10 protein-coding genes are annotated in these 12,682 nt (G+C 74.2%); 9 read left to right on the forward strand and 1 reads right to left on the reverse strand.

All coding sequences use genetic code 11. The features are described from left to right. Positions 1–91: 91 nt before the first annotated feature. Complete coding sequence (locus ACWGH1_RS23060; RefSeq protein WP_453408969.1) at positions 92–3,715, forward strand: glycosyltransferase family 2 protein; 3,624 nt, start codon at positions 92–94, stop codon at positions 3,713–3,715. Then, the gene (locus ACWGH1_RS23065) at positions 3,712–5,187 is read left to right on the forward strand and encodes a DUF5719 family protein (RefSeq protein ID WP_453357007.1); all 1,476 of its coding nucleotides are present in this window, start codon (positions 3,712–3,714) and stop codon (positions 5,185–5,187) included. The genes ACWGH1_RS23060 and ACWGH1_RS23065 overlap by 4 nt, the downstream gene beginning before the upstream one ends. A 20-nt stretch (positions 5,188–5,207) precedes the next feature. Here the strand turns inward: ACWGH1_RS23065 and ACWGH1_RS23070 are convergent, their stop codons facing one another. Further along, the gene (locus tag ACWGH1_RS23070; RefSeq protein WP_453408970.1) at positions 5,208–5,702 is read right to left on the reverse strand and encodes a metallopeptidase family protein; all 495 of its coding nucleotides are present in this window, start codon (positions 5,700–5,702) and stop codon (positions 5,208–5,210) included. Between the two features lie 172 nt (positions 5,703–5,874). On the opposite strand from ACWGH1_RS23070, the gene ACWGH1_RS23075 reads away from it, so the two are divergent. The 7 genes from ACWGH1_RS23075 to ACWGH1_RS23105 all read left to right on the forward strand — a co-directional run. Further along, complete coding sequence (locus ACWGH1_RS23075) at positions 5,875–6,249, forward strand: DUF3499 domain-containing protein (RefSeq protein ID WP_453357450.1); 375 nt, start codon at positions 5,875–5,877, stop codon at positions 6,247–6,249. A gap of 89 nt (positions 6,250–6,338) precedes the next feature. Then, positions 6,339–7,709: a phosphomannomutase/phosphoglucomutase gene (locus ACWGH1_RS23080; protein WP_453357451.1), complete on the forward strand. Its 1,371-nt coding sequence runs from the start codon at positions 6,339–6,341 to the stop codon at positions 7,707–7,709. Between the two features lie 104 nt (positions 7,710–7,813). Beyond that, positions 7,814–7,999: a Trm112 family protein gene (locus ACWGH1_RS23085; protein WP_136217718.1), complete on the forward strand. Its 186-nt coding sequence runs from the start codon at positions 7,814–7,816 to the stop codon at positions 7,997–7,999. Positions 8,000–8,072: 73 nt separating this feature from the next. Next, positions 8,073–9,206, forward strand: coding sequence for an SIS domain-containing protein (locus tag ACWGH1_RS23090; RefSeq protein ID WP_453356728.1), 1,134 nt, complete (start codon positions 8,073–8,075; stop codon positions 9,204–9,206). A gap of 51 nt (positions 9,207–9,257) precedes the next feature. After that, complete coding sequence (gene manA, locus ACWGH1_RS23095) at positions 9,258–10,415, forward strand: mannose-6-phosphate isomerase, class I (RefSeq protein ID WP_453356727.1); 1,158 nt, start codon at positions 9,258–9,260, stop codon at positions 10,413–10,415. Between the two features lie 96 nt (positions 10,416–10,511). Then, on the forward strand, positions 10,512–11,468 hold the full coding sequence (locus tag ACWGH1_RS23100) for a cation diffusion facilitator family transporter (RefSeq protein WP_453356726.1): 957 nt from the start codon (positions 10,512–10,514) through the stop codon (positions 11,466–11,468). A gap of 285 nt (positions 11,469–11,753) precedes the next feature. Next, positions 11,754–12,682 (forward strand): adenosylhomocysteinase (locus ACWGH1_RS23105; RefSeq protein WP_453357845.1); only part of this gene is annotated, 929 nt, incomplete at its 3' end.

A 12,682-nucleotide genomic window follows, 5' to 3' on the forward strand; every position in this document is an offset into this window, starting at 1 on the left:
GCTGTCCAGCAGCCTCCGAGGGCACACCACCCCCGGACCTCCCCCAGGACCCGTCCCGGGGGAACCCCACGGTCGGAGGGCCCGTACCGCGATGTCCCTGCACAGCAGTTCGACGGCCTCCCAGCAGGCGGCCGGCACCCCGGAGTTCCCCCGGCACGTCGTCACCGCCGTCCTCGTCGCCCACGACGGCGCCCGCTGGCTGCCCCGCACCCTCGCCGGCCTCCTCGCCCAGGAACGCCCCGCACAGCGGTACGTCGCCGCCGACACCGGCAGCTCCGACGACTCCGCCGGCCTGCTCGCCGAAGCGCTCGGCCCCGACAACGTCCTCCACCTGGCCCGCCGCACCGGATTCGGCACCGCCGTCGACGAAGCCGCCCGCACCGCCGGCGTGCCGGCCCCCGAGGACCTGCCGTACCTCAAGCGCCCCAGCGGCTGGGACCCCGTCAGCCGGACCTGGCAGGACGACGCCTACGACCTCCCCGAACTCCCCCACGGCGAACCCGTCCAGTGGCTGTGGCTGCTGCACGACGACAGCGCCCCCGAACCCGACGCCCTCACCGAACTGCTGCGCGTCGCCGAGGAGAACCCCGACGCCGCCGTCATCGGCCCCAAACTCCGCGGCTGGTACGACAAGAAGCAGCTCCTCGAAGCCGGCGTCACCATCGCCCGCAGCGGCCGCCGCTGGACCGGCCTGGACCGGCGCGAACAGGACCAGGGCCAGCACGACCAGATCCGCCCCGTGCTGTCCGTCTCCACCGCCGGCATGCTCGTGCGCCGCGACGTCTACGACGCCCTCGGCGGCTTCGACCGCCGCCTCCCGCTCATGCGTGACGACGTCGACCTCTGCTGGCGCGCCCACAGCGCCGGCCACACCGTCCTCGTCGCCCCCGACGCCGTCATGCGGCACGCCGAGGCCGCCGCCCGCGAGCGCCGCACCGTCGACTGCGCCGGCCGCTCCGCCGTCAGCCCCCACCGCGTCGACAAGGCCGGCGCCGTCTACACCGTGCTGGCCAACTCCTCCGGCCGTGCCCTGCCCTACGTACTCCTGCGGCTGATCACCGGCACCCTGCTGCGCACCCTCGGCTACCTCATCGGCAAGGCCCCCGGCCAAGCCGTCGACGAGTTCACCGGCCTGCTCGCCACCCTGCTCCGCCCCGGCCGGATCCTCGGCGCGCGCAAGGCCCGCCGCCGCCCCGCCGTCCCCGCCGCCGAGCTGCGCCCGCTCTTCCCGCCGCCCGGCTCCACCCTGCGCGCCAACACCGAACAACTCGCCGGGTACTTCGGCGCGGACGGCGGCAGCGACCCCGGCGGGGCCAGCCGGCACGGCGCCGCCGGCCCCCTGGAACCGGGATCCGAAGACGCCGACTACCTGGAGATCGAACAGTTCGGACGGCTCAAGCGGGTCGCCCGCAAACCCGCCCCCGTGCTGTTCGCCCTCCTCCTGCTCGTCTCCCTCATCGCCTGCCGCGCCCTGCTCTTCGGCGGCTCCCTCATGGGCGGCGCCCTGCTGCCCGCCCCCGACCGGGGCCTCGACCTGTGGCGCGCCTACACCTCCGACTGGCAGCCCGTCGCCGCCGGGACCACCGCCGGAGCCCCGCCCTACCTCGCCGTCCTCGGCGCCGTCGCCGCCCTGCTGTTCGGCTCCGCCCAGGCCGCCCTCACCCTGCTGCTCGTCTGCTCGGTGCCGCTCGCCGGACTGACCGCCTACTTCGCCTCCCGCCCGCTCGTCGAATCCCGGCTGCTGCGCGCCTGGGCCGCCATCGCCTACGCCTTCCTGCCGGCCGTGACCGGAGCGCTCGCCGGCGGCCGGCTCGGCACCGCCGTCCTCGCCGTCCTGCTCCCGCTCATCGCCCGCTCCGCCGCTACCGCCTTCGGCCTCGGCGCGGCCGCCGGATCCCCCGACGGCGGCTGGCGCGCGGTGTGGACCACCACCCTGCTGCTGACCCTGGCCTCGGCCTTCACCCCCGTCGTCTGGCCGCTGGCCGCGGTCCTAGGCGTCGCCGCGCTCCTCACCCGCCCCGCCCGCCGCGCGGCGTACGCGCTCAAACTCCTCGCCGTCCTCGCCGTACCGCTCCTCGCCCTCGCCCCCTGGTCCCTGGGCCTGCTCACCCACCCCGACCGCTTCCTGCGCGAGGCCGGCCTGCCCTACGGATCCGGCTCCGCCACCGCCCTCGACCTGCTCGGTGCCGGTCCCGGCGGCCCCGGCACCACCGGCGCCGCCCTGCTGCTCGGCGTCGTACTCGCCGCCCTCGCCGCCCTGCTGCGCGCCGACCGGCGGTTCGCCGTCCGCGCCGCCTGGACCACAGCCCTGACCGCCCTGCTGCTCGCCGTCCTCCTCAACCGCAGCGCCTGGGCCGGCCCCGCCACCCTCGTGTACGGCCTCGCCCTGCTGGCGGCCGCCGTGGTCGGCGCGGACGGCGCCAAGGAGCGCGTGGCCGCCCGCAGCTTCGGCTGGCGCCAGCCCCTGGCCGCCCTCATCGCGCTCGGCGCCGCCGCCGGGCCCCTGCTCTGCGCCGCCGGCTGGATGGTCTCGGGCGCCGACGGACCCCTCCGGCGGCGCGACCCCGTCCAGCTCCCCGCCTTCGTCGCCGCGCAGGCCGACGACAGCAACCGCAGCCGCACCCTGGTGCTCGGCGGCGCTTCCCCCGCCACGGTGTCCTACGCCCTGGTCCGCGGTCCCGGCGCCCGGCTCGGTGACGCCGAACTCCTCGCCGAAGCGGGCGCCGAACCCCGCCTCGCGAAGGTGGTGTCCAGCCTGGTCTCCGGCTCCGGCGCCGACCAGAGCGCCCAGCTGGGCGGCTTCGCCATCCGCTACATCGTCCTCCCGCCCGACGGGCCCCGGCAGTTCCGGCAGGTCCTCGACGCCACCCCCGGCCTCAAGTCCAACCGCCAGGACGACGGCACCGCCGTCTGGGAGGTCGAACGCGCCCTCGCCCGCGCCGTCATCGTCCCCGGCAAGCAGGGCCAGGCACCCATCCCCGTCGAGGCGGAGCCGGTGGAGGCCCACACCAAGATCCCGGCCGGGGACGAGGGCCGGACGCTGCGGATCGCCGACCGGGCCGCCCCCGGCTGGCGGGCCACGCTCGACGGCAAGCCCCTCAAGCCCAGGACCCTGGACGGCTGGGCGCAGGGCTTCGAACTGCCCGCCACGGGCGGCCGCCTGGACCTCGCCTACCAGGACTCCCTCGCCCGGGACGCCTGGCACTGGGCGCAGGGCCTGCTCGCCCTGCTGCTCCTCGTACTCGCCCTCCCGGGCCGCCGGGCCCGGCTCGACGACGACCTCCCGGAGGAGGCGGCCGCGGTCCCGGAGCAGTCCGGCCCGGGCGAGGGCCGCCGTGCGCGCCGGCTGCGCGCCGGAGCCGAGGCCGAGGCGGAAGCACCGGCAGCCGCCGAAGCCGCCGTCGCCGCCGACCCGTACGCGCAGATCCCGGCGCAGCCCGCGTACGGACACCAGGGGTACGCCGAGCAGGGCTACGCCGAGGGGTACGGCGGCCAGGGCCACCCGGAGCAGCAGTACGGGGACGCGGCGGCCGGGGAGGGGACGTACGCCTACCAGGCCTACCCGTACGAACAGCAACGGCAGCAGCCGTACCCCGAGCCGTACCCGTATCCCCAGCAGCCGTACGACCCGTACCGGCAGCAACAGCCGCAGCAGGAACCGCCGTACACCTACGGACAGCACGACCCGCGTCCGGACGGGAGCCCCCAGCAGTGAAGCAGCGCGCCCCCCTCACGCTGGCGGCCGTCGCGGCGGCACTCGCCGCCGTCACCGGCATCGCCTCCCTCACCGCCCCGGCGGCCGCCCCCGACGGTGGCGCGAAGACGGCCGGGTCCCGGATGCCGGTGGAGCAGTCCGTACTGGTGTGCCCCGCGCCCAGTTCCTCCGACATCGCCGAGACCACGTACACCTCGATCACCCCCGGCACGGCGGGCGGCAAGGGCTCGGCCCGGCTCTCGGCCAAGGACGGCAAGACCGTCCTGGAACCGAGGGAGCCCGGCAAGCCCGTCGGCGCCACCGCCTCCGGCGCCGAGGCACCCGCCCTGACCGGCACCGCCGCCGGGAACCTGGCACCCGGCTGGACCGCCCAGCAGACCACGAAGGTGGCCGTCGGCCAGGCCCGGGGCCTCCTCGGGGTCGGCTGCACCGCACCCGGCACCGACTTCTGGTTCCCCGGCGTCAGCACCGCGAAGGGCCGCCAGGACTACATCCACCTCACCAACCCCGACGACACCGTCGCCGAGGTCGACATCAAGCTCTACGGCCCCGACGGGCTGCTCAAGGACAAGCCGGGCACCCCCGACCGCGTCTTCAAGGTCGACCCGCACTCCACCGCCCGCGTCCTGCTCTCGCCCCTCGTCCCCGACACCCAGGTGGCCGACGTCACCGCCCACGTCACGACCGGCTCGGGACGGGTCGGTGCCTCCGCGCAGATCTCCGAGGACGGCGTCGGCGCCGACTGGCTGCCCGCCTCCACCGACCCGGCCGGATCCCTGGTCCTGCCGGGCATCCCGGCCGACGCCACCTCCGTACGGCTGGTCGCCTACGCACCCGGCGGGGACGACGCCGACGTGAAGCTGCGCCTCGCCGGAGCGGGCGGCGCCATCACCCCGGCCGGCAACGAGCAGCTGCACGTCAAGGCGGGCATGACGGCGAGCGTGGACCTCAAGGACCTGACCCGCGGCGAGGCGGGCTCGCTGCTGCTGACCCCCGCGGACCCGAAGAAGCCCGTACCGGTCGTCGCGGCGGTACGGGTGGTGCGCGGCAGCGGTACGAAGCAGGAGCTGGGCTTCCTCCCGGCGACCTCACCGGTCGGCGCGCGGGCGACGGTCGCGGACAACCGCACCGACGACAAGGCGACCGTCCTGGCCCTCACGGCGGTCGGCGCCGACGCGAAGGTGCGCGTCACGGCCTCACCGGGCACCGAGGGCGGCCAGCCGGCCGTCCGGGAACTCACCGTCAAGGCGGGCACCACCCAGGCCCTCTCCCCGCCCCCGGCCCCGACCGGCGCCAAGGGGGCGTACTCCCTGACGGTCGAGACACTGTCCGGCGGCCCGGTGCACGCCTCCCGGACCCTGACCCTGCCGCAGGACGGCGTTCCGATGTTCACCGTCCAGCCGTTCTCGGACGACCACTCGACGGTGGCGGTACCGAAGCCGTCGCAAGACCTGAAGGTCCTCGTGCGGTAGGTCCGGGGAGTCCGGGGAGGTCAGTCCTGGCCGTAGCGCGGGTCCACGATCTCCGGGGAGAGCCCCAGCAGTTCCGCCACCTGCTCCACCACGATCTCGTGGACGAGCAGCGCCCGCTCGTCCCGCGACTTCGCGCGGATCTCCACCGGCCGCCGGAACACCACGATCCGGGCCGGCCGGCCCTCGGCCGCCTCCGTCAGCCCGCCGAGCGGCACGGCCTCGTCGTTCCAGCCGCCCTCCGGGCCGCCCGGCGGCCCCGGGACGTCCGCGACCACGAACTCCACCTCGGCCAGCTGCGGCCACCGCCGCTCCAGCCGCTCCACCGAATCCCGGACCAGGTCGCCGAAGAGCTCCGACCGGCTCGCCGCCAGCGGAACCTGAGGGGGCGCCACCGGACCCCGCATGCCCCGCCCGTGCCGGTCGCGCCGGCGCGACCGCGGCTCGGGGGGAGGGGGAGGGGGGCCGGCGGAGGAGGGGCCAGGAGGGCTCGGGGGAGTCAGCGGGCTGTCCGTCACCCCCGCAGGGTAGCCCTCACCCGGCCGCCCGGCAGGGGCCCGGCCCGGTCACGGACCGATGTCGTACCGCGAACAATCCGGCCAAGGTTGCGGCCCGTTCGGGGCGACACGGCCGGCTGGCCGACGGCGGAGTCGTCGCGGCCCGGTCAAGAGTGCGGTACCGTCCAACGTCGTGAGCCTTGTACGTCGCTGTTCGCGCACCGCGTGCGGCCGCCCTGCCGTCGCCACACTGACGTACGTCTACGCCGACTCGACCGCAGTTCTCGGCCCGCTCGCCACCTACGCCGAACCACACTGTTACGACCTGTGCGCCGAGCACTCCGAGCGCCTGACCGCCCCCAGGGGCTGGGAAGTCGTACGCCTGACGGACGGCGGTCCCCCTTCGCGCCCCAGCGGCGACGACCTCGAAGCCCTGGCCAACGCCGTACGCGAAGCCGCCCGTCCGCACGACCGCGCCGCCGACGCCGGCAAGTCCGTACCCGGACCCCAGAGCTCCGGCGAAACCCGCCGCGGACACCTGCGCGTCCTGCGCTCGCCGGAATCCTGACGGCTGCCCGCCACCCTCCTCGCCCGAAACGCGGTCCTCCGTTCGGGGTAGGTTTGCTCCACCGCACAGATCCTTCAGGAGGGCAGGCAGTGGCCGCAGATCTTTCGAACATCGTCAAGGCGTACGACGTACGGGGCGTCGTGCCGGACGAGTGGGACGAGCCGCTGGCCGAACTGTTCGGTGCTGCTTTCGTCGAGGTGACCGGGGCTTCGGCGATCGTGGTGGGTCACGACATGCGCCCGTCCTCGCCGCGCCTGTCCGCGGCCTTCGCCCGCGGCGCCGCGGCCCGCGGGGTCGACGTCACGCTGATCGGGCTGTGCTCGACCGACCAGCTGTACTACGCGTCGGGCAAGCTGGACCTGCCCGGCGCGATGTTCACCGCCTCGCACAACCCGGCCCAGTACAACGGCATCAAGCTGTGCCGGGCGGGCGCCGCCCCGGTGGGCCAGGACACGGGGCTGGCCACCATCCGCGAGCTGGCGGAGAAGTGGTCGGACGAGGGCGCCCCGGCGATCCCGGCCGGCACCACGCCCGGCACCGTCACCGAGCAGGACACCCTCGCCGGGTACGCCGAGCACCTCAAGTCGCTGGTGGACCTGCGGGGCATCCGCCCGCTGAAGGTGGTCGTGGACGCGGGCAACGGCATGGGCGGCCACACCGTCCCGACGGTGTTCGAGGGCCTGCCGCTGGAGCTGGTCCCGATGTACTTCGAGCTGGACGGCACCTTCCCGAACCACGAGGCCAACCCCCTGGACCCGAAGAACATCGTGGACCTCCAGGCCCGGGTGAAGGCCGAGGGCGCCGACCTGGGCCTGGCCTTCGACGGCGACGCCGACCGCTGCTTCGTCGTCGACGAGCGCGGCGAGGGCGTGTCCCCGTCGGCGATCACCGCGCTGGTCGCGGCCCGCGAGCTGGCCCGCAACGGCGGCAGCGGCGTCGTGATCCACAACCTGATCACCTCCTGGTCGGTCCCGGAGGTCGTCAAGGAGAACGGCGGCACCCCGGTGCGCACCCGCGTCGGCCACTCCTTCATCAAGCAGGAGATGGCCGCCTCGGGCGCGATCTTCGGCGGTGAGCACTCGGCGCACTACTACTTCAAGGACTTCTGGAACGCGGACACCGGCATGCTCGCCGCGCTGCACGTGCTGGCGGCCCTGGGCGGGCAGCAGGGCTCCCTCTCCGACCTGGTGTCCTCCTACGACCGCTACGTCGGCTCGGGCGAGATCAACTCCACCGTCGCCGACCAGGCCGGCCGCACCGCCGCCGTCAAGGACGCCTACGCCTCCGGGGACGGCGTCAGCGTCGACGCACTCGACGGACTGACCGTCACCGCCGCCGACTGGTGGTTCAACCTGCGCCCCTCCAACACCGAGCCGCTGCTGCGCCTCAACGTCGAGGCCCGCGACCTGGCCACCCTCGCCAAGGTCCGCGACGAAGTCCTCGCCCTGGTCCGCGCGTAACACCACCGGCACCCCCTGTGTCACCGTCACCGCCGGGCCGCGATCCAAGCGGCCCGGCGGTACGCTGACCTCGCCCAAACCGCATGTTCGAAGGGAAGCGCACCATGCCGCTCGAAGCCGGCCTTCTGGAGATCCTCGCCTGCCCCGCCTGCCACTCGCCCCTGGAGGACAAGTCGGCCGACGCGGACGCCCCCGAGCTGATCTGCACCGGCCAGGACTGCGGTCTCGCCTACCCGGTCCGCGACGGCATCCCGGTCCTCCTCGTGGACGAGGCCCGCCGGCCCGCCTGAACAGCACGCCGCTCCGCCCGACCACGACACCCCGCGCAGACCGCAGACGCCGTCAACCCCGCCGGAGGCCGCCATGCTCGACGAGTCCATCCTCGACGCAGCGGAGGAACTCGCCCGCGCCGACCGCCGGGGCCTCCTGCGCGGCGCCGCCGAAGCCGGGGCCCGCGTCCGCACCGCCGCCCGGCACGCCACCGAGGCCGGCCTCGGCGACCTGCGGCCCGAAGGCCGCCCCCGCGCCGTACTGATCGCCGGCCCCGGCACCGCCGCGACCGGCGTCGCCGACCTGCTCGGCGCGCTCGCCGGAGCCTCCGCCCCCGTCGCCCGCCTGCACCCGACCGGCGTCGCGCACGCCGCCGGGGCACTGCGCTGGACGCTGCCCGGCTGGGCCGGCCCCGTGGACCTGCTGCTCATCGCCACCACCGACGGCACCGAGCCCGGCCTCGCCGTCCTCGCCGAGCAGGCCTACCGGCGCGGCTGCACCGTCGTGGCCGTCGCCCCCGAGCGGTCCCCGCTGAGCGAGGCCGTGGACGGCGCGCACGGAGTCCTCGTACCGATGGCCAAGGCCCCGTACCAGGAGTACGACGAGTCGGCCGCCGCCGGCCCCGGAGCCCTGTGGGCCCTGCTCACCCCGCTGCTGGTGCTGCTCGACAGGGTCGGCCTCATCGACGCCGCCCCCCGCTCGCTCCAGCTCGTCGCCGACCGGCTCGACCGCACCGCCGAACGCTGCGGGCCCGCGATCGCCACGTACTCCAACCCGGCCAAGACCCTCGCGACCGAACTCGCCGACTCGCTCCCGCTGATCTGGAGCGAGGGCGCCGGAGCCGGCCCGGCAGGACGCCGCTTCGCCGCCACCCTCGCCGAACTCGCCGGCCGCCCCGCGCTGTCCGCCGAACTCCCCGAGGCGCTGCCCGCCCACGGCGTACTGCTCGCCGGGGCCTTCGCCGCCGGCGCCGACCCCGACGACTTCTTCCGCGACCGCGTCGAAGAACCCCAGGCCCTGCACGCCCGCGTCGTCCTGCTGCGCGACCGGCCCACCGGCGGCCTCAGCGCCGCCCCCGCCGCCCGCGAACTCGCCCTCAGCCACGACACGGCCATCAGCGAACTCGAACCGGAGGAAGGCGGCGAGCTGGAACAGCTCGCCGAACTCCTCGCCGTCACGGACTTCGCCACCGCCTACCTCGCACTGGCCTCCAGGGCACACGGCTGAGGCAGCCACCGGCACCTCCGCACCACCAGATCCACCTCCAGGAAGACGACGATGGACCGCCTCACGAACCCGATCCGCCCCTACGCCTGGGGATCCACCACCGCGATCCCCGCACTCCTCGGCGTGGAGCCCAGCGGGGAGCCGCAGGCCGAGATGTGGATGGGCGCCCACCCCGGCGCCCCCTCCCGTCTCGACCGGGGCGCCGGGGAGACCACCCTCGCGGACGTCATCGCCGCAGACCCCGAGGGCGAGCTCGGCGCCGCCGCCGTGGCCAAGTTCGGCCCCCGCCTGCCCTTCCTCCTCAAGATCCTCGCGGCCGGGGCCCCGCTCTCCCTCCAGGTCCACCCCGACCTGGAGCAGGCCAGGGCGGGCTACGCGGACGAGGAGCGCCGCGGCGTCCCCGCCGCCGCGGGGCACCGCAACTACAAGGACGCCAACCACAAGCCCGAACTGGTCTGCGCCCTCACCCACTTCGACGGCCTGTGCGGCTTCCGCCCGCCGCTGGAGGCCGCCGACCTGCTCGAAGGCCTCGGCGTCGACTCCCTCAAGCCCTACGTCGACCTGCTGCGCGCCCACCCCGTCGACGCGGCCCTGCGCGAGGTGCTCACCGCCGTCCTCACCGCCGACCGCGCCGAGATGGCCCGTACGGTCGCCGACGCCGCGGCCGCCGCCGAGCGCCTCGGCGGCCCCTACGCCCCGTACGCCGGACTCGTCCACCACTACCCCGGCGACCCCGGCGTCATCGCGGCCATGCTCCTCAACCACGTACGCCTCCAGCCCGGCGAAGCCATGTTCCTCGGCGCCGGCATCCCGCACGCCTACCTCGACGGCCTCGGCGTCGAGATCATGGCCAACTCCGACAACGTGCTGCGCTGCGGGCTCACCCCCAAGCACGTCGACGTCCCCGAACTGCTCAAGGTCGTCGTCTTCGAACCCGGCGAACCCGGCGTCCTGCGTCCGGAGGACGACGGCGAGGAGGTCTACGAGACCCCCATCGACGAGTTCCGGCTCTCCCGCCACGTCCTGGCCCCCGGCGCCGCCCCCCGCACCCTCCCGGACACCGCCCCGCAGATCCTGCTCTGCACCGCCGGACGGCCGCGCGCCGGTGAACTCACCCTGGCCCCGGGCGAGTCCGTCTTCGTCCCGGCGGGCGAGAGCGCCGTGCTGTCCGGGGCCGGTACCGTCTTCCGCGCCACCGTCGTCATCTGACGTACCGTCCCTACGGGCGGCTGCTGCAACAATGTGCCGCCGTAGCGCGGCGCCCCGGCCGGGAGGGCCGCACCGAGGAAGGGACATCCTGCACCCATGAGCGCGTCGGGCGGTACCAGGGCGATCGTGGCGGCACTCGCCGCGAACCTCGCCATCGCTGCAGCCAAGTTCGTGGCGTTCGTCTTCAGCGGCTCGTCGTCGATGCTCGCGGAAAGCGTCCACTCGCTGGCGGACTCCGGCAACCAGGGGCTGCTGCTCCTCGGCGGCAAGAAGGCCCAGCGCGAAGCCACGCCCCAACACCCCTTCGGTTACGGGCGGGAACGCTACATCTACGCCTTCCTGGTCTCCATCGTCCTGTTCACCGTCGGTGGCATGTTCGCCATCTACGAGGGCTACGAAAAGATCAAGGAGCCGCACCAGATCGAGGCCTGGTACTGGCCGATCGGTGTGCTCGTCTTCGCGATCGTCGCGGAGGGCTTCTCCTTCAGGACGGCGATCAAGGAATCGAACGAGCTGCGCGGCTCGCAGACCTGGGGCCAGTTCATCAAGCGGGCCAAGGCCCCCGAACTCCCCGTCGTCCTGCTCGAAGACGCCGGCGCCCTGGTGGGCCTCGTCCTGGCCCTGGGCGGCGTCGGCCTCGCCCTCGCCACCGACAACGGCATCTGGGACGGCATCGGCACCCTCTGCATCGGCATCCTGCTGATCGCCATCGCCCTCGTGCTGGCCGCCGAGACCAAGTCCCTGCTGCTCGGCGAGGCGGCGGGCCCCGAGCAGGTGGAGCAGATCCTGGCCGCCGCGGTCGACGGGAACACCGTCACCCGCGTCATCCACATGCGCACCCTGCACCTGGGCCCCGAGGAACTGCTGGTCGCCGCCAAGATCGCCGTCCGGCACGACGAGACGGCCACCGAAGTGGCCCGGGCCATCGACGCCGCCGAAGCCCGTATCCGCGAGGCCGTCCCGATCGCCCGGGTGATCTACCTGGAGCCGGACATCTACCAGGCCGAAGCCGCGCCGAAGGACCCCGGTCCCGCCGTGGGCACCGGCCGCTGACACCCGGCCACCGGCACCGCCTCCGGCCACCACCGCGTCCTCCGGGCCCCAGCGGCCCGGAAGGACGCGGTCCGGACTTCGGTTCGTCCACCGTCCCCCTGCGGTCCAGGGCACTGATCGGGTAGATTCGTCATCAGTGTCAGGCGTCGCTGCTGATGGCGGTCGGGCGGTCCTCGTGACCGGCCGAGGGGAGAGAGGGCCCCCGACGGACTGTGCTCAGTGCTCTGGTGCGCCAGCGCACGGCCCAGCCGTACCCACCCTCTCGAACCATGAGGAGCAGCACCCATGGACTTCAAGGTCGCAGACCTGTCCCTTGCCGCGTTCGGCCGCAAGGAGATCACCCTGGCCGAGCACGAGATGCCGGGTCTGATGTCGATCCGCAAGGAGTACGCGGCGAGCAGGCCCCTGGCCGGCGCCCGGATCACCGGCTCCCTGCACATGACCGTGCAGACCGCCGTCCTGATCGAGACCCTCGTCGCCCTCGGCGCCGACGTCCGCTGGGCCTCCTGCAACATCTTCTCCACCCAGGACCACGCGGCCGCCGCCATCGCCGTCGGCCCGAACGGCACCCCGGAGAACCCGCAGGGCGTTCCCGTCTTCGCCTGGAAGGGCGAGACGCTGGAGGAGTACTGGTGGTGCACGGAGCAGGCCCTGACCTGGCCGAACACCCCCACCGGCGGCCCGAACATGATCCTCGACGACGGTGGTGACGCCACCCTGCTCGTGCACAAGGGCGTCGAGTTCGAGAAGGCCGGCGCGGCCCCGGACCCGGCGACGGCCGACTCCGAGGAGTACGCCCACATCCTCACCCTGCTCAACCGCACCCTCGGCGAGTCCCCGCAGAAGTGGACGCAGCTCGCGTCCGAGATCCGCGGCGTGACCGAGGAGACCACCACCGGGGTCCACCGCCTCTACGAGATGATGGCCGAGGGCACCCTGCTCTTCCCGGCGATCAACGTGAACGACGCGGTGACGAAGTCGAAGTTCGACAACAAGTACGGTTGCCGGCACTCGCTGATCGACGGCATCAACCGGGCGACGGACGTGCTGATCGGCGGAAAGGTCGCCGTGGTGTGCGGTTACGGTGATGTCGGCAAGGGCTGTGCGGAGTCGCTGCGTGGTCAGGGTGCGCGGGTGATCGTCACGGAGATCGACCCGATCTGCGCGCTGCAGGCGGCGATGGACGGTTACCAGGTGGCGACGCTGGACGACGT

This window comes from Streptomyces sp. NPDC054883 (assembly GCF_053610645.1).